This is a genomic window from Bradyrhizobium sp. 63_E2_N1_3, assembly GCF_052076005.1.
GTDB lineage: Bacteria > Pseudomonadota > Alphaproteobacteria > Rhizobiales > Xanthobacteraceae > Bradyrhizobium > Bradyrhizobium barranii.
Genome location: NZ_CP197235.1, coordinates 136656 through 160231, shown reverse-complemented (window position 1 = coordinate 160231; position 23576 = coordinate 136656). Strand labels below are relative to the sequence as shown.

At 64.2% G+C, this 23576-nt stretch carries 22 protein-coding genes; 18 read left to right on the top strand and 4 right to left on the bottom strand.

Features of this window, described 5'->3' with window-relative positions; genetic code table 11:
* Positions 1-8: 8 nt before the first annotated feature.
* On the bottom strand, positions 9-1994 hold the full coding sequence (locus tag AB7531_RS00710; RefSeq protein ID WP_063980199.1) for a 4Fe-4S dicluster domain-containing protein: 1986 nt from the start codon (positions 1992-1994) through the stop codon (positions 9-11).
* 247 nt (positions 1995-2241) lie between these two features.
* On the opposite strand from AB7531_RS00710, the gene AB7531_RS00705 reads away from it, so the two are divergent.
* The 5 genes from AB7531_RS00705 (at position 2242) to AB7531_RS00685 (ending at position 4473) form a co-directional block, all read left to right on the top strand.
* Positions 2242-2703 (top strand): DUF3305 domain-containing protein, encoded by a 462-nt coding sequence (locus tag AB7531_RS00705; RefSeq protein WP_063980198.1) that lies wholly within the window; start codon positions 2242-2244, stop codon positions 2701-2703.
* A gap of 20 nt (positions 2704-2723) precedes the next feature.
* On the top strand, positions 2724-3359 hold the full coding sequence (locus AB7531_RS00700; protein ID WP_063980197.1) for a DUF3306 domain-containing protein: 636 nt from the start codon (positions 2724-2726) through the stop codon (positions 3357-3359).
* A gap of 36 nt (positions 3360-3395) precedes the next feature.
* Positions 3396-4007: a TorD/DmsD family molecular chaperone gene (locus AB7531_RS00695; RefSeq protein ID WP_245328513.1), complete on the top strand. Its 612-nt coding sequence runs from the start codon at positions 3396-3398 to the stop codon at positions 4005-4007.
* A gap of 74 nt (positions 4008-4081) precedes the next feature.
* On the top strand, positions 4082-4207 hold the full coding sequence (locus AB7531_RS00690) for a hypothetical protein (RefSeq protein WP_256376444.1): 126 nt from the start codon (positions 4082-4084) through the stop codon (positions 4205-4207).
* A 56-nt stretch (positions 4208-4263) separates the two neighbouring features.
* Positions 4264-4473, top strand: a complete 210-nt coding sequence (locus tag AB7531_RS00685) for a hypothetical protein (RefSeq protein WP_063980195.1) — start codon at positions 4264-4266, stop codon at positions 4471-4473.
* A 32-nt stretch (positions 4474-4505) separates the two neighbouring features.
* On the opposite strand, the gene AB7531_RS00680 is transcribed toward AB7531_RS00685, so the two are convergent.
* On the bottom strand, positions 4506-5675 hold the full coding sequence (locus AB7531_RS00680; protein WP_063980194.1) for a GAF domain-containing sensor histidine kinase: 1170 nt from the start codon (positions 5673-5675) through the stop codon (positions 4506-4508).
* Between the two features lie 130 nt (positions 5676-5805).
* Here AB7531_RS00680 and AB7531_RS00675 point away from each other — a divergent pair, with 130 nt between their 5' ends.
* Positions 5806-6162: a response regulator gene (locus AB7531_RS00675; RefSeq protein WP_231143738.1), complete on the top strand. Its 357-nt coding sequence runs from the start codon at positions 5806-5808 to the stop codon at positions 6160-6162.
* Between the two features lie 22 nt (positions 6163-6184).
* Here the strand turns inward: AB7531_RS00675 and AB7531_RS00670 are convergent, their stop codons facing one another.
* Positions 6185-7456, bottom strand: a complete 1272-nt coding sequence (locus AB7531_RS00670) for an MFS transporter (RefSeq protein WP_063985964.1) — start codon at positions 7454-7456, stop codon at positions 6185-6187.
* A 300-nt stretch (positions 7457-7756) separates the two neighbouring features.
* On the opposite strand from AB7531_RS00670, the gene AB7531_RS00665 reads away from it, so the two are divergent.
* The 10 genes from AB7531_RS00665 (at position 7757) to AB7531_RS00620 (ending at position 20552) form a co-directional block, all read left to right on the top strand.
* Positions 7757-9082 (top strand): UbiA family prenyltransferase, encoded by a 1326-nt coding sequence (locus AB7531_RS00665; protein ID WP_441279820.1) that lies wholly within the window; start codon positions 7757-7759, stop codon positions 9080-9082.
* A gap of 117 nt (positions 9083-9199) precedes the next feature.
* Positions 9200-9814, top strand: coding sequence for a ribonuclease D (locus AB7531_RS00660; RefSeq protein WP_018323452.1), 615 nt, complete (start codon positions 9200-9202; stop codon positions 9812-9814).
* Positions 9815-9960: 146 nt separating this feature from the next.
* Positions 9961-10692: an LPS export ABC transporter periplasmic protein LptC gene (lptC, locus tag AB7531_RS00655; RefSeq protein ID WP_063985962.1), complete on the top strand. Its 732-nt coding sequence runs from the start codon at positions 9961-9963 to the stop codon at positions 10690-10692.
* 5 nt (positions 10693-10697) lie between these two features.
* On the top strand, positions 10698-11408 hold the full coding sequence (locus AB7531_RS00650) for an LptA/OstA family protein (protein ID WP_063980192.1): 711 nt from the start codon (positions 10698-10700) through the stop codon (positions 11406-11408).
* A 246-nt stretch (positions 11409-11654) separates the two neighbouring features.
* Positions 11655-12662 (top strand): LPS export ABC transporter ATP-binding protein, encoded by a 1008-nt coding sequence (lptB, locus tag AB7531_RS00645; protein ID WP_063980191.1) that lies wholly within the window; start codon positions 11655-11657, stop codon positions 12660-12662.
* A gap of 90 nt (positions 12663-12752) precedes the next feature.
* Positions 12753-14366 (top strand): RNA polymerase factor sigma-54, encoded by a 1614-nt coding sequence (gene rpoN / locus AB7531_RS00640; RefSeq protein ID WP_063980190.1) that lies wholly within the window; start codon positions 12753-12755, stop codon positions 14364-14366.
* Between the two features lie 84 nt (positions 14367-14450).
* Positions 14451-15050 carry a ribosome hibernation-promoting factor, HPF/YfiA family gene (hpf, locus tag AB7531_RS00635; RefSeq protein ID WP_063980189.1) on the top strand — a complete coding sequence of 200 codons (600 nt, stop codon included), beginning with the start codon at positions 14451-14453 and terminating at the stop codon, positions 15048-15050.
* A 221-nt stretch (positions 15051-15271) separates the two neighbouring features.
* The gene (ptsN, locus tag AB7531_RS00630; RefSeq protein ID WP_008141251.1) at positions 15272-15733 is read left to right on the top strand and encodes a PTS IIA-like nitrogen regulatory protein PtsN; all 462 of its coding nucleotides are present in this window, start codon (positions 15272-15274) and stop codon (positions 15731-15733) included.
* Between the two features lie 214 nt (positions 15734-15947).
* A complete protein-coding gene (locus tag AB7531_RS00625; protein ID WP_441279819.1) occupies positions 15948-19289 on the top strand; it encodes an autotransporter outer membrane beta-barrel domain-containing protein in 3342 nt (1113 codons plus the stop codon).
* Between the two features lie 150 nt (positions 19290-19439).
* Positions 19440-20552: a tetratricopeptide repeat protein gene (locus AB7531_RS00620; RefSeq protein ID WP_063980187.1), complete on the top strand. Its 1113-nt coding sequence runs from the start codon at positions 19440-19442 to the stop codon at positions 20550-20552.
* 125 nt (positions 20553-20677) lie between these two features.
* On the opposite strand, the gene AB7531_RS00615 is transcribed toward AB7531_RS00620, so the two are convergent.
* The gene (locus AB7531_RS00615) at positions 20678-21316 is read right to left on the bottom strand and encodes a TetR/AcrR family transcriptional regulator (RefSeq protein ID WP_063980186.1); all 639 of its coding nucleotides are present in this window, start codon (positions 21314-21316) and stop codon (positions 20678-20680) included.
* A gap of 278 nt (positions 21317-21594) precedes the next feature.
* Here AB7531_RS00615 and AB7531_RS00610 point away from each other — a divergent pair, with 278 nt between their 5' ends.
* Positions 21595-22398, top strand: coding sequence for an SDR family NAD(P)-dependent oxidoreductase (locus tag AB7531_RS00610; RefSeq protein WP_063980185.1), 804 nt, complete (start codon positions 21595-21597; stop codon positions 22396-22398).
* A 36-nt stretch (positions 22399-22434) separates the two neighbouring features.
* Positions 22435-23565, top strand: a complete 1131-nt coding sequence (locus AB7531_RS00605; protein WP_063980184.1) for a DUF5938 domain-containing protein — start codon at positions 22435-22437, stop codon at positions 23563-23565.
* Positions 23566-23576 lie beyond the last annotated feature (11 nt).

Here is a 23576-nt window from a genome sequence, read left to right as displayed (position 1 = left end):
CGGGCAATTCAGTTGGAGCGGCCGTCCGGGTCTCGCTTCCCGTCCCGGTCACGCAGGTAATCGTCGGTGGTGCGGACGGTCGGGCTCTGCGCGCCATAAGATTCAAAACCTTGTTCGGCGACGAAGCCGACGCGGCAGTCGCCGCACATCTTGACGGCGTCGAGCCGCTGCGCCGAGCCCGAATACATCCAGTGCTGGCCTTCGAGCTTCGCGACCACACGCTCGATGCTGCTCTTGACGCCGAACGGCTTGCCGCAGCGGATACAGCAAAACGGCTCCTCTTCCTTGAGAACCCGGGTTGGCGCGCGGCTGGCGCGGAAGTCGATCTGCGGAACCAGGGTGATGACGTTTTCCGGGCACGTCGTCCGGCACAGGCCGCACTGGACGCAGGAGTCTTCGACAAAACGCAATGCCGGGCGCTCGGGGTCGTCGCGCAGGGCACTCGTCGGACAGACCGACACGCAGGACAGGCAAAGCGTGCAGCCGGCAGCATCGATCTCGACGGCCCCGAACGGCGCGCCTTCGGGCAACGGAACGACATCGACGGGTGCAGGCGCCGCGCGGTGCAGTTCGGCCAGCGCAAAACGCAGCACGTCGCGCTTGCCGCCCACGGCGCGGAAGCTCGCAGGGCGCGGAGTGGGGGCGTCGGCCGGCGCGGTACGGAGCGCTTCGATCAGACCGTCCGGATCGTCGGTCGCGATGACGGAAAGCCGGGCCGGGCCGAAGCCGAGTCCGGCAAGGATCGGATCGGCGAGCGCGATCGTCCGCGTCAATCCGGAGACGTCGTGGCGCGGCTTGGCCCGTAGCAGGAAATGCACCGCCGACACGCCATAGGCAAAAGCCGCGATGATGCTCTCCAACCCGATTTGCGTGACCTCGTTGACCGCGAACGGCAGCACGTTCGCGGGCAAGCCGTCGCCGAACCGCGACAGCGCGTCGATCAGCGGCGCGCCGTTGCTTTCGTCATGGACGAGGACAACGGCCCGCTCGCCGCCCGCCTGACGGTATGCGAGCAGCATGGCACGCAGCTTTCTGACCAGCGCGTCTTCCGCCGGCAGCGCATAGGACGCGGCGCCGGTGGGACAGGCCGTCGCGCATTGGCCGCAGCCCGCGCAGATGTTGGCGTCGATCGCCACATGGTTGCCGGCAGGTGTGATCGCGCCGGCCGGACAGGAATCGAGACAGCGGGTGCAGCCGGTCCGCTTCGAGCGCGAATGTGCGCAAAGCCCGGCGTCGAAGGTGATGTAGCGCGGCTTCTCGAAGGTCCCGACGAGGTCGCGCGCTTTCAGCACGGCCTGGAGGATTGCTGCGGGACTGCCGGGATCCGCGCGCAGATAGCCGTCGCGCAAGTCGGCAGGAACCAGCGCAGGCCCGCCGGTCAAGTCGAGGACGATGTCGCAGCTCGAACGGGCGTTGTTGCGTGACGAGCCGAACGTCAGGGCGCGACGTGAGGACGGTGCGGCTTCGGCGAAATCGTCGACCACCACATCGAACGCGCCCAGATGTCCTTTGACACTCGTTATCCGGCCTTTGGCAATCGGATAGTCGGCGCTACGTGGCGGTGCGATCGCGGCTGGTGGCGCAATCAGCACGGTGACGTCGAGATGTTCCTTCAGCAAGTCGCCAGCCTCGATCGCGGCCTCGTCGCGGCCGTAGATCAGGATGACCCCGCTGCTTTCCAACTGGACCATCGGCGCGGGTGCGGCGACTTCGGCCGCGGCGGCCAGCAGCGCGGCCATCTTCGGTCCCGCGCGGTCGGCATCGCCGGACCATCCGGCGGTCTCGCGGATGTTGGCAAACTGTATCGAATTCGCACGATTATTTTCGGAAGCAACCTGCGAAAACAACGCCGCCTGCTGCGTGCAGGCCACCGTGAGCGGACCATCTTCGGCGGCGACAGCCTTGAATCGGCCGAGTTCGGCGCCGCAGAGCTGCGTCGCTGCCGTCACTTCACCGCGGCAGCCGCGGCGAATTGCGTCTGCATCGAGCGGCATCGTCCCTTCGCACGAGCAGATCAGGTGGCGCCTGCCGGTATCAGATATGACGGTCACAATATCTCGCGGCTCCCAAAATAGAGCGGCCACCTACTGGCCCGTTCACCCCCGAAGTATATACTCCGCGTATCGGAAAAGACGACGCCCGTATCATGAGCGCACGATTATCGCTCTCGCCGGGCGCGAGCGCAGCTTCGCAGGATTGGCTTCGGAAGCGGGAACCACATCTCGATCTCGAGAGGGCACATTGATATCGACAAGTCTTGCACGCATTGCTGTCGGTGTCGCAATCGAGCGGCGCAAGGCGAAGAGTGCGTGGGCCGATTTTCTGTGGCGGCCCGTCTCGGTATTCGCGGGAGAGCCGACTGCGAAGCCGTGGACTCCGATTGGTGGCGAAGGCGAGGTCACGTTGTTCTACGCCGGTGATGCCGTGATCGAGCTGCACCGGACCGAAACCACCAACTATCGCGAAAATCTCACGTCAGGCTCGCCCACGCTGTGGGTCAATTTGCGTCCGACCGGCTCCGAGCCGCCCTACGAGCTGCTCGCGGTCACGGCCGATCCGGCGGAGGGCGAGGCGTTTACCGATGCAGGCAGCAATCTGGTCGAAGCCGTGCCGATGCCACCAGGCATCTCCGAGATCGTCGGCCGGTTCATCGCCGAGCATCATGTCGAACGACCATTCGTCAAACGGCAGCGCAATCGTTAGCAGCGGCATGAGAGAGATCGATGTCAGAGACTAACGTCTTCGTTCGCTGGGCGCGGCTCAAGCAAGCCTCGAAAAGCCAAAACGCTGAACTTGCCCCGGCCGACAAAGAGCAGGCTGCCGAGCCGTCCGTAGCGAATGACGAGACAGACCGGCCTTTCGATCTCGCCAGTTTGCCGTCGATCGAATCGATCACCGCTCACACCGACATTGCGGCGTTCCTGCAGACGGGCGTTCCGGCCGAACTGACGCGCCTGGCATTGCGCCGTGCCTGGGCGGCCGACCCTGCGATCCGCGACTTCATCGGGATTGCGGAGAACCAGTGGGATTTCAACGATCCCAACGCAATTCCAGGATTTGGCCCGCTCGATCCGGCGGACAACGTCGCCGATCTCGTTGCGCAGATGTCGAAGGGGCTGGAGCAGGTGGGTGACGCGCTTGCGGACGTGCCGCCGCCAACCGAGCTCATTCCGCAAGGGCGGCCCGATGCCGAACAGCCCATTCTCGAACCGACGATAGTGGCAGCTCAATCGCTGCCCGATGATGCCACGGCACGACCGGACCAGGACCGGAATGAGAGCATGCAGTCCGTCAGTCCTGCTGCCGGAGAGCCGCCCTCCCAGCGAGCACGACGTCATGGCAGCGCATTGCCCCGCTAGCAACCGGCAGGATCATATGTCTTGCGCGATCGAACAATGATGGATCCAACTTCAACAATCGCTTCAGTGCGTATCGTCGATGAATTCGACCTCGCCCGGGCGCAGGAATATGCCCTGTTGGCGACGTTGCTGACGCGCAGCCCGGACGCGCAGCTGCTGCGCCGGATCTCTGCATTGCACAGCGATGCGAGTGCGATGGGCAAGGCGCACATGGCGCTGGCGGATGCAGCGCGCCGGACCAATGAGCAGGCCGCATCGAGCGAGTTCTTCGCCCTCTTTGCAGGGTTGGGCAAGGGGGCGCTGCTGCCTTATGCGTCACACTACCTGTCCGATACCCTGTATGGCCGTCCACTCGCGCGGTTGCGGGAAACTCTCGAGGGTCTCGGCCTCGAAGCGGCTCCGGAACGTACGGAGCCCGAAGATCACGCGGGATTTCTCTGTGAGATCATGGCAGGCTTCGCCGGCGGGAGCATTCCAGCGCCAGCGGATGCCGAGCGCATTTTCTTTGATCAGCATGTTTCACGCTGGATGAGGCGCTTTTTCGTTGATCTCGAGCGGGCCAGTTCGGCGGACTTCTATGCGGCGGTCGGCGCGCTCGGACGGACGTTCATCGATATCGAGGCGGAGGCCTTCGCACTTCCAGGTTGAACACAGCGTTTTGTACGGCCGCTGCACAAATCCGTTTGGAAGCGTGCTAGGTTGCAGGGGTAGGGATCAACAGAATGCGCGTTTTCATAATTGCCTGTCTGTTCGCCGCCGTCGTCGCACTTGGTGCCGCCGGCATCCTTGATCATTTCGTGCAGGAGTCCGCCACAACGGCGTTCGCTGAGTCGAGCGCCCGCGTTTAGCGGTCATTATTGTTTGTTAAGCTTTCTGTTCTCCACATAGACGTGGGAGACGCCATATGCGCCGGTCGCTGATCGCTTGTTTCGTCGTTGCAGCTCTGATCGCCGCTTCTGCCCTGATCTTCAGGACGCAACCTCGCTCGATAGAGCTATCCGCAGCGGCCATGCCGCCCTTGGTCGAGCTGCACGCCATGGCGGGCGTCCATCAGCTCCCGGATCAGGAGATCGATGATCAGTCGCTCATTTTCCCGGCCAGCGTAAAGCAATAACCTGGCTCCAGACGATCTTGCTCCCGGCCCGCTTAGATCGGCATCTCGAAAGAGAAGGTCGTTTCGCGTCCGGTCGATATCGCACTCAATTTGCCGCCATGGGCCTGGGCGATTTGCGAAGCGATGTAAAGACCAAGTCCCAGACCCTGCTGACTGGGCCGGTCGCCTCGCGTGTATGGCTTGAAGAGGTTTGCCAGCGCCTTTTCGGAGATTGGCGGGCCTTCGTTGGACACCGTCAGATCGAACGTTCCGTCCAAGGTTCTGGCTACGACGTGGATCGGCCTACTCTGGTCACCGTACGTAATTGCATTCCCGAGCAGGTTCGAGAAAAGTTGGCCCATCTTGCTCCGATCGCAGCTGATGGGCTCTTCGATTTGGACCGATGAACTGATCGTCACGGTCGGCCAAGCCGTCCTGAACTCCGCGATGATTTGCTCCAGCACCGGCGCCAAAGGCAGCGTCGCATCTCGCTTGATCGTAAGGCCTCCGCCAAGTCGGCCTCGCGCGAAGTCCATGACGTTTTCGACGATGCCGGCCATGCGATAGACGGCTTTTTGAACGCCGAGCGCGATTTCGGGCGCCCGCCCGGTGTCGAGGTTCTTCAGCAGCACGCGCATGCCTGCATCGACGGCTGCGAGGGGATTACGAAGATCGTGCCCCAATACGCCGATGAACTGCTCGCGAAGCTCTGCCGTTTTTCGCTCGTCGATGAGATCGGCCTGACTCCGCTCCAGACGTTGATTGAGTTCGAGCTGTGCAGCGATCAGTTCGGCCAACAGCTGAAACGTGTCGAGGATTTCAGGCGTACGAAGTTGTCGAGGCGTGGGGTCGATGGCGCACAATGTTCCCCAGACGGCTCCGTCGATCAGGACGATGGGAGCTGAGATGTAGCTGCGAAATCCATACATGGCCGGTGTCGGATGATTGCAGAAGTCGCTGTCCGTCTGCACATCGTTGATGACGACCGTGTTGCCGTGCTGCCGGATCTCGTTGCAGATGGTCGTCTCGACACGCAGTTCTCCGCCCGGCTCAAGGCCAAAGGCGATGCTGTCCCGAACGGCGCAGCAAATCCATTGATCTGAAGTTACGCGCGCTATGGCGACGAAGCCCATGCCCGTTATGCGTGCGGCCAAATCCAGAACTTTGGGAACTGCCCCAATCTGCTGGACGGCATCCACGTCCGCCTTGATGTCAATTGCCATGGTGAACCCTAACGCCCTGCTCTAACAAACGCGATCCTTTGCAAGACGTTCTGTGGAACAAAGAAGCCGTTCAAACCTTATGCTCGGTTATGCCGGAGCATAAGTGTCCAATCTCAGCCAGCATAGGGACGTGATCCTCATCGTGGAAGATGACTTCCTCATCCGCGTGAACGCGGCTGACATGGTGCGGGATATGGGCTTCGATGTCTTCGAGGCGGCCGACGCGGACGAGGCTGTCAATCTGCTGGAGACGGAACCGGCGATCACCGTCGTCTTTACCGACATCCAGATGCCGGGCTCGATGGATGGCCTTCGGCTGGCGGCGGTGATCAGAGACCGATGGCCGCCCGTGCGGCTCCTCATTACGTCCGGCCAACTCAGCCCGGCAGCGGATGACATCCCACTCGGGGCGAGGTTCATCCCCAAGCCGTATCTTCCTGCGCAGCTTCACGACCAGCTTGAAAGGCTGGCCGGCGGGCGGGCATAGCGGGCTTTTTCAAGTCGAGCCCTCAGACCACCCGTCTCCCGGTCCGCTCTGCCACAGCCCTCTGCACAAAGTACATCGCGACCAGCGAGACGATTGCCGACGCGACCACGACGTAGCCGATCCGGTCGAAATGGAGCAGCGAACCATCCGGTTGTTGCGCGATGATGGCGGCGGCGAGGACCGAACCGAGCCCACCGGAGAGTTGCTGAAGCGACGCGCTGACCGCACTGAACGAGCCGCGCTGGCTGGGGTCGGGGATCGCCGACATCAGCGCCTGCGACGGGATCATGCGCGAGAAGATGCCGACGAACATCAGCACGTTGACGAGGATCGCGGTCGCGAGCGAGACGTGGCCGAGATGGGTGTAGATCAGCACCATGATGACAGACACCACGCTGCCGAAGACGAAGGTCGGGTACTTGCCGAACGCGTCGCTCGCCCTGCCGACCAGCGGTCCCGTGACGATGCTGAACAGGCCGGAGACGAGATAGATCGTCGGCAGATGCAGGATGTCGATGCCGAGATTATGCACGGTGAAGGCGCTGGAGAACGGCATCAGCATGTACCCGCCCGTCGCCAGCAACGTCGTGACGGCGAAGGCCAGCGTATAGCGCGGCTGTCCGATGGTCGCGATCAGATGGCGGAACGGGTTTCTGTCCTGCTTCAGTTTCAGATGCGCGTCGACCGGCTCCATCGCGAAGGCGATGACGGCGATCGCGACGATCGACAAGCCGACGATCGCAACGAAGCAGACATGCCAGTTCCAGTGATTGGCGAGAAACAGCCCCGCGGGAATGCCGAGCACCTGGCTCGCGGCGAACGCCGTCTGGACGAAGCCCATCACGCGGCCGCGCAGGTGCAGCGCGAACAAATCGGTGATGATGGCCAGCACGACCGAGCCGATCACGCCGCCGAACAATCCGGTCACGATCCTGCCGAGCAGCAGCACGTGGTAGGTCTGCGCGGCGGCACAGAGCAGGGTCCCGAGCGTGAAGCCGACATAGAAGAACAGCAGCAGGCGCTTGCGGTCGAAGCGATCGGCAAAGCCCGCGGCCAGGATCCCCGACAGTCCCGCGCTGAACGCGTAGGCCGACACCGCGACGCCGAATTGCCCGGCCGTGATGTCGAGCGCCGGCATCAGGATGGCGCCGAGCGGCGACATGATGATGAAATCGAGAATGATCGTGAACTGCGTGAACGCGAGCAGTGCGATCAGGAGCGCCTGGTAGCGCGTAAAGCCGCGCTGGCGTTCCTGTTGGTCGTCGATAGGCGCAGCGAGCGTCTGTTCGGTCATGACACCTGATTTCATTGTGGGCGGCGGGCGAGCGCGCGAAAACTCGCAGATGGGGTCGGCCGGGAGGATTTTCACGGGGCGCGCGGCAAAAGCCCCGCCGGAACATGAAGCTGGCGCCGGGTTGTGGGATCCATGCAACAGCAGGGTGCATGGCCTGGACCCGGCATCCCCCAGGGGCGCCGGCCCTTCTCCCCCCGGTTAAGTCGCCCTTAGCGAATGCCCCCTAGGCTCTCGGCCGTCCATTTCCCTGCTCCCCGGCCTCAGGGCCGGTCATGTTGCGGCAAGTCAGAGCGTTTTCGGATGGAGCAGCCTGCCTGGCACTACGATTCGGGCGTCCCCACACCGTCGGCGGTTCCCGCCGCGGCGCGGACGCTTGTCATCGATCTCGAAGGCGCCCTGCTCCGTTCCGAGCTGCTGCTGGAAGCGCTGTTCTCCAGCCCCGGCCGGATGCTGGCCCGCTTCGGCGCGGGTGGACGCCCGGGCATGGCGGCGCTCACGGATATCCTGGCGCAGGCCGAGCTCGACTACGCCCATCTGCCCTATGATGCCGACGTGCTGAACCAGGCCCTGGCGGCGCGGGCGCGGGGCGACAAGATTTATCTGGTGGCCGGCCGGTTTGCGCATCACGCGGCGGGCATTGCCGCGCATCTCGGGTTCGATGGCGTCGTTGCGCCGGCCGATCTCGCGGCGCCTGACCGGCTGCCGTTCGACCACGCCTCCATGGAGCGCATCGAGACGCGCGGCAGCAGCCGTGCCAGCCTCAAAACCTGGGCGCAGGCGCTGCGCGTCTATCAATACGCCAAGAACACGCTGGTGTTCGTGCCGGCGATCACGGCGCATCAGATGAATCTTGCGACGCTCGGCTACGCGTTGCTGGCGTTCCTCGCGTTCTCGGCCTGCGCGTCGGGTGCCTACCTGATGAACGATCTGCTCGATCTCTCAGCCGACCGGCAGCATCCGACCAAGCGCCATCGCGCGCTGGCGGCAGGTCGACTGCCGATGTCCTCGGCGCTGCTTGCGATTCCCGCGCTGTGGCTGCTCGCGGTTGCCGCCAGCCTCTGCATCTCGCCTCTGTTCCTCGGCGTGCTCGGTGGCTATCTCGCCACCACGATCGCCTATTCGCTCGTGCTCAAGCGCAAGATGCTGGTCGACGTCGTGACACTCGCCGGCCTCTACACGCTACGCATCATCGCCGGCGCGGTCGGCGTCGGCGTGGTGCTGTCGGAATGGCTCTTGATCTTCTCGCTGTTCGTGTTCACCTCGCTGGCGCTGATCAAGCGCTTCAGCGAGCTCAGCATGCGCGAGAGCGCCGGCCTCGCCGATCCCTCCAACCGCGATTACAGGATCACCGACCTGCACATCATCGGCGCGATGGCGGCGGCGAGCGCCATGAACGCGGTGACCGTGTTCTCGCTCTACGTCTCCTCCTCCGCGGTGACGCCGCTCTACAGCCGTCCCTGGATGTTATGGCTGCTCAATCCGCTGCTGCTCTACTGGTTCGGCCGCGCCCTGATGATGGCGCATCGCCGCGAGATGCCCGACGACCCGATTCTCTACACTTTTCGCGATGGTGCCAGCCGCACGACGGTGGCGGCGATGATCTGCATCATGCTGGCGGCGATCTGACCGCGCCCCGGCGGGCACAGCTGCCGCTTGCGCGGCCCGCCGCCAGTGGCTACATCGCGGGCAACCCGATTAGCTTATGATGCCGACCGACCAATTCGATTGAGGTTTTGAAACGCCATGACCGTACGCCTGCATCGCGGCGACCTGCCCGACCTGTCCCGCTACACCGGAGCGGTGGCGATCGACACCGAGACCATGGGGCTGAACCCGCACCGCGACCGGCTCTGCGTGGTGCAGCTCTCGCCCGGCGACGGCAGCGCCGACGTGGTGCAGATCCCCAAGGGCCACACCGACGCGCCGAACCTGAAGGCCCTGCTGGCCAATCCTGCGATCACGAAGATCTTCCACTTCGCGCGGTTCGACGTCGCGGTGCTGTACCAGACGTTTGGCGTCATGACCGGCCCGATTTATTGCACCAAGATTGCCTCCCGCCTGACCCGCACCTACACCGACCGGCATGGCCTCAAGGACCTCGTGCGCGAGGTGCTCAATGTCGACCTCTCCAAGCAGCAGCAATCCAGCGACTGGGGTTCCGACAGCCTGACCGAGCCGCAGCTCGCCTACGCCGCCTCCGACGTGCTGCACCTTCATGCCCTGCGCGAGCGGCTCGACGCCATGCTGGTGCGGGAAGGCCGCACCGCGCTGGCAAAAGCCTGTTTCGACTTCCTGCCGACCCGCGCTCTGCTCGATCTCCAGGGCTGGGCGGAAGAGGACATTTTCGCGCATTCCTGAGGCCTCGGGCCGCTGTTAGCTTAGGGCTGCCGCCCCGTTTCGGACACTTTCGTGCGGCCTGTCGCAGGCTGCATATTCAGGCGGCGCCGGATACAATGGCGTGCGCCCGTCAACCGGACGAGACGAGCGACACCTCGGGAGCTCAGGTGAATTCGGCCCAGAATCCAACCTACGACGCCGCGCTTGCGGCGAAGTTTGCCAGCGCGGCGCGCCACAGCCGCCTGGTGCGGATTCTGCGCATCGCGGTGCCGGTGACGGTGGCTGCGTCCATGGCCGCGATCGTCGCCGTCTCGACTTTCCTCAATCCCTTCCAGATCCCCGTGAAGCTCGACTCCGGAAATCTCGTGGTGACGGGCACCAAGATCACGATGGAAACGCCGCATATGTCCGGCTTCACCCCGGACCAGCGGCCCTACGAGCTCTGGGCCAAGACCGCGACGCAGGACATCACCGACCCCGATCATGTCGATCTCAATGATTTGCGCGCAAAGGTGCTGATGGAAGACAAATCCACTTTGCTGCTCGATGCGCGCACCGGCCGCTTCGACAACAAGCAGCAGCAGCTCGACCTGCACAAGGATATCTTCCTGCGCACCTCGTCCGGCTATGAGGCGCGGCTGAACTCGGCCTTCGTCGACATGGGCAAGGGAACGGTCTCCTCGGATGAGCATGTCGACGTCAAGCTGACCAACGGAACGCTGACCGCCGACCGGCTGCGGATCACGGAAGGCGGCGACGTCATCCGCTTCGAGGGCAATGTGGTGATGCATCTGGACAAGCTGGACGATCCCGCTGCCGCCCAGCCTGCGCCGGCCGAGCAGCCCGCGCCGCCGGTGAAGACACGCACGCCTCAGAACAAGTCGGCCAATTCAAAGTGATTTTCATGATGAGATTCTTTTCGCGCAACGAAGACAAGCGGTGCGCCATTCTCGGTGTGGCCGCGCTCACCGTCGCGCTGGTCGCAACCGGTGCGGCCGTCGCGCAGAGCACGATGCAAGGCGTGCCCAACGCAATGCAGGGCTTTTCGCAAAACCGCGACCAGCCGATCCAGATCGAAGCCGCCTCGCTCGAGATGCGCGACAAGAAGAAGGAGGCGACCTTCTCCGGCAATGTGAAGGTCATCCAGGGCGACACCACCATGACCTCGAAGACGCTCGTGGTGTTTTACGACTCCGGCGGCGGCGACAAGCCGGCCGCGCCGCAGCCCGCGGCGAAGGGGACCAAGGGTGCGCCGATGCAGTCGGCGCAGCCGGGGCCGGGCGGCAGTTCCTCGATCAAGCGGCTGGAAGCGCGCGGCAACGTCGTCGTCACCCAGAAGGACCAGGTGGTAACAGGCGAGACCGCCGTGTTCGACACCAAAACCAACCTCATCACCATGCTCGGCGGCGTCGTTCTCACGCAGTGCAGGAACGTGCTGCGCGGCGACCGTCTGGCGGTCGACATGACCACGGGCGTCTCGCGGGTGGAATCCGACAGCGGCAGGGTGCAGGCATTGCTGCCGCAGGGCGGCAGCAATGATTGCGGATCGGGGAGCCCGGGCAAGCCCGCTCCGGCGCCGCCTCTGCAATTGCCCGGCGCAGGCAAACAAAAGTAAATTCCTGAAGTAACTTCAATCGCTTGGGCCAGATTCTCCCGATCCGAGGTTGAAGCTTGCCCGGCGAGGCTGTATCTAGCGCGAAGGGCTTTCCAAGCGGGGTTCGCCGCTTTTCGGGCGTGTTTCACTGGGCATGAGACATCCCTTCACTCATGCTGTGCCGGCGAATCGCAAGGCCGGTGCGGCAGATCGCGGGATCACGCGCGGATCATCGCGCAGGATTGTCGTGAAAGGCTAGAAGGCGGGATGGTCGATCTCTTCAGCATGTTCCGTCGGCGCCCCGCCAAGCGCGGCCGGCCAGGATTTGCGCGCCAGGACATCACTGCCCTCGGTGACAGCGTCGGCGGTCTCGTGCCCAGCCCGGTGCGGGATGCATCGCCGATCGCGCGCGACCAGATGCGCGCGCCCGACCATTTCCAGGCCGACTACCAAGCCGACTACCAGACCGAACCGCCGCGTGCCCAGGCGGTGCATCCCGTGAGGGCCGCCAGCAGGCCCAACGGCGCCGGCGGACCGCAGCTTCTGAAGCGGCCGGGTTTCCTGGCTGTGCATAGCGTGGAAAAGAGTTTCGGCAGCCGCCAGGTGGTGCGCGGCGTCAGCATCTATGTGCGCCGCGGCGAAGCGGTCGGCCTGCTCGGCCCGAACGGCGCCGGCAAGACCACCGTGTTCTACATGATCACCGGCCTGATCAAGCCCGATCGCGGCGCGATCGAGCTCGACGGCCACGACGTCACCAAGCTGCCGATGTATCAGCGCGCGCGGCTCGGCATCGGCTATCTGCCGCAGGAAGCCTCGATCTTTCGCGGCCTCACCGTCGAGCAGAATATCCGCGCCGTGCTCGAAGTGGTCGAGCCCTCGCGCAAGAAGCGCGAGCAGCAGCTCGACTCGCTGCTCGACGAATTCAACATCACGCGCTTGCGGAAATCGCCGTCGATCGCGCTGTCAGGCGGCGAGCGCCGCCGCGTCGAGATTGCGCGCGCGCTGGCGACGCGTCCGAACTACATGCTGCTCGACGAGCCCTTCGCGGGCATCGATCCGATCGCGGTCGGCGACATTCAGGACCTCGTCCGCCATCTCACCAACCGCGGCATCGGCGTGCTGATCACCGACCACAATGTGCGCGAGACGCTCGGCCTGACCGATCGTGCCTATATCGTCTATGCCGGTGAAATCTTGACCGAGGGTAGCCCGGATGAGATCGTCGCCGATCCCGACGTTCGCCGGCTTTACCTTGGCGAGGAATTCCGCCTCTAGCCCTTTTTTCCCGTTCGTCAAGCCGTGTACATCGCGCCAAGACTAGGATAAGCAAAAATCGGACCAACTTTTGGGATCGGTTCTTGCTTCATGGCGCTCACGCAGAGATTAGAGTTCCGGCAATCGCAGTCGCTGGTCATGACGCCGCAGCTGATGCAGGCGATCAAGCTGCTGCAATTGTCCAACCTCGATCTCACGACCTTCGTGGAAGAGGAACTCGAGCGGAACCCCCTGCTGGAGCGGGCCAACGACGAGCCGCCCGCGGGTGAAGCCCCGGCCGAGACCGGCCAGTTCAGCGACTCCGACGGTGGCCACAACGACGAGCCGGGTGGCGGTCCGGGCGAGGCGTTCGAGCCGGGCCAGGAAGAATGGATGAGCAAGGATCTCGGCACCCGCGCCGAGATCGAGCAGACCCTGGATACGGGCCTGGACAACGTCTTCTCCGAGGAACCGGCCGAGGCCGCCGCGCGCAACGCCCAGGATGCGGCGCCGACCACCTATACCGAATGGGGCGGCGGGGCCTCCGGCGACGAGGACTACAATCTCGAAGCCTTCGTCGCCGCGGAGATCACGCTCGGCGACCATCTTGCCGAGCAGCTCTCGGTCGCCTTCACCGGCCCGGCGCAGCGCATGATCGGCCAGTACCTGATCGACCTCGTCGACGAGGCCGGCTATCTGCCGCCGGATCTCGGCCAGGCCGCCGAGCGCCTTGGCGCATCGCAAGCCGACGTCGAGGACGTCCTTGCCGTGCTGCAAAAATTCGATCCGCCCGGCGTCTGCGCGCGCAATTTGAGCGAATGCCTGGCGATCCAGCTCCGCGAGCTCGACCGCTACGACCCGGCGATGCAGGCCCTCGTCGAGCACCTCGATCTGCTCGCGAAGCGCGACATCGCTTCGCTGCGCAAGCTCTGCGGCGTCGACGACGAGGACATCGCCGACATGATCGGCGAGATCCGCCGCCTCAATCCCAAGCCCGGCATGAAGTTCGGCTCGGCGCGGCTCCAGACCATGGTGCCCGACGTCTATGTCCGCCCGGGCCCGGATGGCGGCTGGCATGTCGAGCTCAACAGCGACACCTTGCCGCGCGTGCTGGTCAACCAGACCTACTATTCGCAACTCTCGAAGAAGGTCGGCAAGGACGGCGACAAGTCCTATTTCACCGACGCGCTCCAGAACGCGACCTGGCTGGTGCGCGCGCTCGATCAGCGCGCCCGCACCATCCTGAAAGTTGCGACGGAGATCGTGCGCCAGCAGGACGGCTTCTTCACCCATGGCGTGGCGCACCTGCGGCCGCTGAATCTGAAGGCCGTTGCCGACGCCATCCAGATGCATGAATCGACCGTGTCGCGCGTCACCGCCAACAAGTACATGGCGACAAATCGCGGCACATTCGAATTGAAATATTTCTTCACGGCCTCGATCGCCTCCGCCGACGGCGGCGAGGCGCATTCCGCCGAGGCCGTGCGCCACCACATCAAGCAGCTGATCGATTCGGAAGCTCCGTCGGCGATCCTGTCGGACGACACCATCGTGGAACGCTTACGCGCCTCGGGAATTGACATTGCCCGCCGCACGGTCGCGAAGTACCGCGAAGCCATGCGCATTCCCTCTTCGGTGCAACGCCGCCGTGACAAGCAGAGCGCTCTTGGTAACGTCCTCTCCACCGCAATGCCCGATCGCTCCCGCAACACCGAGCCGGCCTGATTGCGCTGGCGCGAAATCGCGCTACTCTCGATCCCCCATCGAGACCGATCCAAGCTGGGCACTTAAAACCAAGCGAGGCATCACATGACCCTCAGAATCTCGGGAAAGAGCGTCAGCGTCGGCGACGCCCTGCGCGGCCGCGTGACCGATCGGACCGACGAGGTCCTGCGTAAATATTTCGACGGGAACTATTCCGGCCACATCACCCTGAGCAAGGATGGCTTCGGCTTCCGCACCGACTGTGCCCTGCATCTTGATACGGGAATTACGCTGGAGGCCGATTCGAACGCGCCGGATGCCTATGCCAGCGCCGACCAGGCGCTCCTGATGATCGAGAAGCGGCTCAAGCGCTACAAGAGCCGGCTCAAGGACCGCTCGGCCCGCAAGGCCCATGTCGCCTCCGCGGCGCTGGCCGCCATGGACGCCACGAGCTACGTGCTGGAGGCGCCGGGCGAGGGTGAGGACGAGGACGAGGTCACCGGCTACAGTCCCGTCATCATCGCCGAGGCCACCACCTCGCTGAAACAGCTATCGGTGAGCGAGGCGGTGATGGAGCTCGACCTCAGCGGAGCGCCCTGCCTGGTATTCCAGCACGGCTCCAGCGGCCGGGTGAACATCATTTACCGCCGGGCCGACGGCAATGTCGGCTGGATCGACCCGCCGGGGCCCAAACCGGACGGTTAAGGGCTGGAACCGGCCCCCGTACCAACCGCAGCCCTTAACAATGAGCGGGGCAAAGCCGCACGCAGCAGTTGGCACCGGGATTGCGTTGGAGTAGAAGCGCCCCACATCAGGATCGGGGCTAAGTCCCCCTCCTGCTTCACCTTCTTGATGCCGGCCAGGCATGGTTTGACCAAGCTGGCCAATTCGGAACCTGACGGTTTAATTCACCTCGGAAACCTTCCATGCCGATTACCGATCTGGTCGCACCCGAGGCGATTCTCCCGGCATTGAAGGTCAACAGCAAGAAGCAGGCGCTTCAGGAGCTCGCGGCCAAGGCCGCCGAGTTGACCGGGCAGAACGAACGCTCCGTGTTCGAGGTGCTGCTGCAGCGTGAGAAGCTCGGCACCACCGCGGTCGGCTACGGCGTCGCCATTCCGCACGGCAAGCTGCCCAAGCTGGAAAAGATCTTCGGCCTATTCGCGCGCCTCGATCGTCCGATCGATTTCGAGGCGATGGATGGCCAGCCGGTCGATCTCGTCTTCCTGCTGCTCGCCCCCGAAGGCGCCGGCGCCGATCACCTCAAGGCGCTCGCCCGCATCGCCCGCCTTCTGCGCGACCAGGACATCGCCAAGAAGCTCCGCGCCTCGCGCGACGCCCAGGCGATCTATTCGGTGCTGGCGCTGCCGCCGGCGACCGCGGCGTAACGTCGCCTGTCCTCGTCGTCCGCTGAGAAGCGGAATCGATCCACGCAATTGCCAATGCACGCCGGCCATCCTCGTGGCATGCGCGCGCGGGATGTGGTGATCCTGCAAGAACCGACAACGCGAAAACTTTTCCGCTTGAGACGCCCGGCACATTGTACCGCGCCCGAGTCCCTTAAGGTCGCCCCAGGACGCAAGGGGCACGCGGGTGGACGTGATGGGGAAGAAAAAGGTGCCGTTGCGCTTCGGCGCAACCGCGGGACGGCGGCAAGACGATCGGGCGCGATTCGCCCGACTTGCCGAATCGGATCTTACCAACGACCGCGCTCCTGCCGGCGAAGGGGCGAGCACGTTCCAGGCGCTGAGCGCGAGCCGTGGCTGGCGCGTGGCGCTGCTTGGGACAGCGGCCAGCGGCGCGCTGTGGCTGATGGAACCGCGGCCGGCGCAAGCCGGACCAAATGGCTGCACGACGGCCGGGACGACCGCGAGCTGCACCGGCGATCAATCGGCCGGGATCGGTGCCGCTGATTTCAACCAGGCCCTCGTCGACACGCTCAACGCCAATTCGCTGACGACCAATATCGCGCCGGCCGCCGGCACGTCCGGTATAGAATTCGTGCGCTCGAGCGGCGCGGTCACCATCAACAACGACATGGCGCCCCATTCCATCATCGTGACCGGAGCCGCCGATGGCATTCGTGCCTCGTCCGCCGCGACGGGGTCGTGGGAAACCGGGGTGGTGACGATCAACCACACCGGCGACATCAGCTCGGCTGGCGGTTTCGGCATCCACGCATCCACAGTTGGCCTTTTCGGCATCGTCGACATCAACATCACCAGCCGCGGCACAATCACTGCATATCTTGATGGCATTTACGCTAACGCCCATTCCGGCTATGGCGACGCCATCACCATCACGAACAGCGGCGACATCACCTCCAGCAATGGTAGCGGCATTTATGCCAAGACGTACACCTACGGCATCTCTGTCACCAAGGTCGGAAATATCAACGCGGCCAGTCTCGGTATTTACGCGTTCGCTGACTTTGGTGCCACGATCGACAGCATCGGAAACATTGCCGCGACCGCCGGCATCCTCGCCTCCGCAGATCTTGGCGATGCAGTGATCCGGCACAGCGGAAACATCTCTGCCCTTTTCGGCATTCAAGGGAACTCGGGGCGAGGATCCGTAAGGATCACGCATGATGGAGGTAACATCACGTCCGACCGCATGGCTATCTATGCGGATGCTCTGAACGACGTCTACATTACCAACCGCGGCAATCTCGTCGGCAACGACTACGGCATCCTCGCGGGCGCCCAGATCGGCACCAACGTGGACAGCATCGGCGACATTACCTCGCGCAACGGCACCGGCATGTATCTCGTGGGGACGAATGCCGTCGTGGTGACGAGCCGGGGAAACATCGGCGCGCGCGATTACGGCATTTACGCGTTTGCGGGTGGGATGCTCGGGTACTACGTCACGGTGGACAGTACCGGCGACATCACCTCGTCCGGCGCTGAAGGAATTCATGCCGTTGGCTATGCCGGCTACACGTCGGTCATCAGCCGGGGAAATGTCAGTGCGTATGGCGACGGCATCCACGCCGAGAGCGTGGGCACCACCACGCTGAACAGCACCGGCAACGTCACCTCGACAACCGGCAACGCGATCTATGCGAGTGCGGGCGGCAATATCGGCGTCACGGTCAATGGCGGTGTCTTATCCGGCGCTGCTGCGGGCGTTAATATGGCCGGCGGCGTAACCAATACCTTGACCATCGGTGCGACAGCGACGGTCGCGGGAGGCCTTTACGCCATCGTTGCCAGCACCGGCAACGACACGGTGAACAATGCCGGCACGGTCACCGGCAATGTCGGTCTCGGCAGCGGCACGAACGCCTTCAACAATCTTTCGGGCAGCGTGCTCAACAGCGGCGCGACGGTCGATCTCGGCGCCGGCAACATGCTGGGCAATAGCGGCATCCTGGCTCCATCAGGTCTCGGCACTGTCGGCACCACGACGCTCACCGGCAATTTCGTTCAGAGCGGGGGCGGCAAATTCATCGTGGACGTTGACCCCCACAGTGCCGACCGGCTCAACGTCAGCGGTACGGCTGGCCTCGCCGGCAAGGTGATGGTGGATCCGCTGGCGCGCGTCGCGGCGACCACGACCTATACGATCGCGACGGCGGGCACGGTGAACGGCACCTTCTCCGGTGTCGACTTCCTCACCGCCACCAGCTTCGCCCGCAACGCGCGGCTGAGCTATGTCGGCAACGACGTGCTGCTGACGCTCGATGCCGGCCTGCTGTCGCCGTCGCTGCCGGGCAACGCCAACGTCAATCAGAGGAACGTCGCGGCGGGCATCGATAGTGCGCTGATCGGCGGCGCTCCCCTGCCGGCCGGCTTCAACCCGCTGTTCGCGCTCTCGGGCAATGCTCTGCTCAATCCGCTGACGCAGGTTTCGGGCGAGACGGCGGCCGGCACGCAGCAGACCACGTTCAACGCGATGAACCAGTTCATGGGCGTGCTGACCGATCCGTTCGCCGCCGGGCGCGGCGATCCGCGTTCGTCGTCCGGTGCGACGGGCTACGCAACTGACGACAGCGATGCGCTCGCCTATGCCGGCGGCCGCAAGCGCACGAGCGCCGAGCGCGACGCCTATGCCGCGATGTCGCGCAAGGCGCCGGCGCAGACCTTCGCGCAGCGTTGGAATGTCTGGGCCGCTGGCTTCGGCGGCTCGCAGACCACGGACGGCGATGCGACGCTCGGTTCGAACAGCACCACCAGCCGCATCGCAGGCACTGCGGCGGGAGCCGACTACTGGTTCTCGCCCAACACCGTCGCGGGCTTTGCCCTTGCCGGCGGCGGCACCAGCTTCTCGGTGGCGAATGGCGGCACTGGCCGCTCCGACCTGTTCCAGGCCGGCGCGTTCGTGCGGCACAATGCCGGGGCGGCCTATGTCACGGGCGCGCTGGCCTATGGCTGGCAGGACGTCACCACCGATCGCACTGTGACCATCGCCGGGGCCGATCACCTCCAGGCCCGCTTCAATGCCAACGCCTGGTCCGGCCGGCTCGAAGGCGGCTATCGCTTCGTGGCGCCCGTGATCGGCGGCGTTGGCCTCACGCCCTATGCCGCAGTCCAGTTCACCACGTTCGACCTGCCGTCCTATACGGAGCAGGCAATCACGGGGACCAGCACCTTTGCCCTGAGCTACGCTGCGAAGAGCGTCACCGACACCCGCAGCGAATTCGGCCTGCGTGCCGACAAATCCTTTGCCGCGGCGGACGGCGTCACCACGCTGCGCGGCCGCCTCGCCTGGGTCCATGACTTCAACCCCGATCGCGCGATCGGAGCGACCTTCCAGACGCTGCCCGGCGCGAGTTTCGTCGTCAACGGCGCAGCGCAAGCCACTGAGGCCGCGCTCGTCACGGCCTCAGTGGAAAGGCAATGGCTGAACGGCTGGTCCACGGCAGCGACGTTTGAAGGTGAGTTCTCGAACCTCACGCGCAGCTACGCCGGCAAGGGCGTCCTGCGCTACGCCTGGTGAGACCGCAGAGGCGGCACTTACTCGTTCGAACCGAAGCCCCGCCGTCTGCGACTTATTTTCGCAGCCGGGCGCTGCGATGTTTCTCCGCCGGATACGACCGTCACCCGCTTGCGCGACCCGGCGCGGGTTCGATGCAGGGTTTTTTGAGCCATGAATTGCGGTTCGATCGGCCGGATTTTCGGTCTGTTTTGCGCGGTCACCATTGCCGTGACGGTTGCCGTTCATGCCGATGATACGTCCAACGACCGCGTCATCGCCGAAAAGACCGAGATCATTGCGGCTGATCCGACAAACGCGGTTGCTTACGAGCTGCGTGGCGAAGCCTGGTACCTCAAGCGGGACAGGGATCGCGCCTTCGAGGATTGCAGCGCCGCGATACGGATCGATCCGAATTTCGGGCGGGCTTATAACTGCCGCGGCCGCGCCTATTCGGCGAAGGGCGAACGGGATCGCGCTTTGGCCGATTACAACGAGGCCATTCGCCTCGATCCCGGCTACGGTCCGTCCTACACCTCCCGTGCCCTCGAATATTTCAACCAGCGCGACTTCGATCTGGCGATCGGCGCGTTTACCGAGGCCATCGAACGCAATCCCAAGCAAGCCTACTTTGCTCTTATCAAGAGAGGGGAAGCGTATGCGGCGAAGCGCGACTCCGATCATGCCGTCGCCGATTACAACGAGGCGATGCGGCGCAATCCCGCCGCCGCATGGCCCTACGAGCTGCGAAGCACCGTCCATTTCAACAAGGGCGAGATCGACGAGGCTCTCGACGACTGCAACACCGCCGTCCGTCTGGAGCCCGGGAGCGCTGGCGGCCATTATTGCCGGGCCATCGTTCTCCTGAAAAAGGACGACACCGACAATGCCATCCGCGAGCTTGATGACGTCACCAGGATCATGCCTTCCTTCGAGAAGGCCTACTTCGTTCGTGCAACCGCCTGGCGCAAGAAGGGTGATGATCGTCGCGCCATTGCCGATTTCGACGAGGGCATCCGGCTGCAGCCGGGAAATTCGATGGCCTACAGCAATCGCGCCAGTGCGTTTCGCGACATGGGCGAGAACGACCGCGCGCTCGCCGACTACAACGAGGCGATCCGGCTCGATCCCGGCAATCAGATCGCGCTCGTCAATCGCGGCATCCTCTACATGAAGCTGTCCGACTCCGCCAAGGCGCGCGCGGATTTCAAAAGCGTGCTCGCGCTGCCGCCGGGCGACCAATGGGCCGTGGACACGGCGCGCGAAGGACTTGGCTTTTTGAAGTGATGCGTCTCGAAAGAGCGTGCATCTCCGCTCTAGTCCCCCGGACGCAGCGCAGCGCTTCCCTCGCGATGCGAAGCATCGTCGAGAGCGGTGCGCTGCAGAGCCTTCGCCGGCGCCGCTCGTGCGCTTCAGCAGACCGTCGGCAACAGGCGCCGGACTTCGTCGAGCAGTTCGGGAATCGCCGTCTTGTCACCCGCGAGGTGCTTAAGCAGCGCACTTTGGAATAGACCGTCGAACAGCGCATAGAGCGCGGCGGACGACGACGCCGGCCGCTTGCCGCCGAGCTCGGCATAGCGGGAGGCGATGCGCCAGATCATCGCTTCCAGGCTCTTGTCGATCTCGAGTACATCCTTGCGAAACGCCGCCTCGAACATCGCCTGCGAGCGCAGGTCGTACCAAAGGCGGTGCATACGGGCTTCGTTCTGCAGCGTTGCTGCGAGCTTGGCGAGGAAACCCTCCGTCAATTCGTCGCGGCTCGTTGCTGTCGCGACGACATCGTCATATCGCGTCACGCACTTCGCCTTGTAGTGGCGGACGCAGCAGCAGATCAGGTCGAGCTTGTCGCTGAAATAATAGTGGAACACGCCGTGCGTGAACGCCGAGTTCTGCGCGATTTCGCGCAGGCTGGTGCGTGCGAAGCCGAGCTCTCCAAGCGTTTCGAGCGCGGCCTCGGCAAGCTCGACGCGCCGCGCGTTGAACTTCTCGTCGCGCAGCACCTCGGCCGCATCAGCCACACGCCGGGCCGCTCCCGTCACCTGCCGCGCCATCTCGTTCCTTCCTCAGTCCCGTTCTTTCAAGGACTTATACCGCGTCGACCGCGGAATGCTCCATCCCTCACAACCACTTCCTTTGACAACTGTCAAATTCGTTCTTGACAAGTGTCAAGATTTTGGCGGAGGTTCGCACCAAGAATTTGGACAGTCGTCAAGACGTCCGACCATGGAGGAACGCTTCGCTGGGTGCCGCCGAAAGGCCTGCGCCCATCGACCTGGTGCGCGCCGATTGGCGCAGCACGAATCGATCACCAGCAACGGAGGAGTGCGTCATGAGTGGGAAGAGCCTTGCAGGCAGGAACGCCCTGGTCACCGGCGGTGCTAGAGGAATCGGCGCGGCCATCGCGCAAGCGTTGGCGCGAGCCGGCGCCTCGATCATGATCGCCGACATCCTGGAAGAGACCGGCCGCGCCAGCGCAGCCGCTATCGCGAAGGAAGACGTCGCCACGGGCTTCGTCCAGCTCGACGTCACCGACGACGCTCAATGGGAGCAGGCGGTTGCCAAGACCGTCGCAACCCTCGGCGGCTACGACATTCTGATCAACAATGCCGGCATCGAGATCACGTCGCTGATCTCCGAGGTCAAGGCCGAGGACGCGCGGCGGATGTGCGACGTCAATATCGTTGGCACCGTGCTCGGCATGAAGCACGCCTTCCGTGCCATGCGCCCGGGCGGGCCGGCCGGCAAGGGCGGCGCCGTCGTCAACATCGCCTCGGTTGCGGCAACGATCGCCTTCCCGAGCATCGCGGTCTATTCGGGCACCAAATCCGCGGTTGACCGCATGACGCGGGTCGGAGCGATGGAAGCCGGCAAGCTCGGTTTCGGCGTGCGCGTAAACTGCATCTATCCGGGCCTGATCCCGACCGACATGGGCATGCAGCTCGCCAACGACATCGTCAAGGTCGGGCTCGCGGCCGACGTCAACGCCGCAGTCGGCTCGGTGGTGGAGCAAACCCCGCTCGGCCGTCTCGCCGAGGTCACGGACATCGGCGATGCCGCGGTGTTCCTGTGCTCGAACGAGGCGCGCTTCATCACCGGCATCGGACTGCCGGTCGATGGCGGCATGGGCATGTAACGACAAAGCCGACAACAAGCATTTCGGAGGAACGCAATGAGCGAGAAGAAGCCCGTCATCGTCTATGGCGCTTCCGGCTATACCGGCCGGCTGGTCTGTGAATACTTACGCGAATACAACATCCCCTTCATCGCCGCCGGCCGCAGCAATGAGAAGCTCAACGCCGCGATGAAGTCGAATGTAGCGGGCATCGAGACCGCCGACTACGAGGTGGTCAAGGTGCCGCACACCGTGGCTGCGCTGACTGAATTGTTCAAGGGCGCCTCGGTGGTGCTCAACACCGTGGGTCCCTTCGCCAAGTTCGGCGGCGAAGTGGTGCAGGCTTGCCTCGCTTCCAAGTGTCATTACACCGACACCACCGGTGAGCAGGACTGGCTGATCACGCTCGAGCAGGAGTGGGGCACGAAGTTCGCCAATGCCGGGCTGCTGTTGGCGCCAGGCATCGCGCAGATGTACACCACCGGCGAGATCGCCGCGCAGCTGTGCCTGGAGACGCCCGGCCTCGACACGCTGGACATTGCCGTGTTCTGGGGTGGCAGCCCGACCATCGCATCGACGCAGACCATCCTGGTCAACGCCGCGATGGCCAAGGCCTACTACCTGGAGCAGAACAAGTACGTCGAGCATCAGCCCGATGCCGGCCTCTACAACCTCGCCATCCCTGGTCAGCACGAGCTGGCGCTGGCGTTGCCCTGGGGAGGCACCTCGCACCCGGTGTGGTTCAAGCGCGATCCGCGCGTGGCCAACGTGAAGGTGCTGGGCGGCGTGTTCAATCGCGCGCTGATGCTGGGCGTGCCGCAGATCGTCGCGGCCGCGCTGGAGGCGACCAAGGATATGAATCCCGACGACCGCTACGCCGCATTGGCGCAGACCGCCGCCGGTGTGATGAACACCATGCCGCCGCGCGAGAACCCGCGCGTCAACAAGTCGATGGATTCGGTACATGCCTCCGGCCCGTTGGGGCGCGCGCACTGCGTCATCAACGGCAACAGCAACTACAAGCAGACCGGCATGTTGCAGGCCTATGCTGCGGCCCATCTGTTGCAGCAGCCGCCCAAGCGCGTAGGCTTCGCCTCCGGCTGCCAGGCGTTCGGCCATCACGAGCTGCTCGGGCAATTGCGCAGCTTCGGGCTCGTCAGCAAGCCTGTTCTGACCGTGCACGATTAAGTCAATCGCGG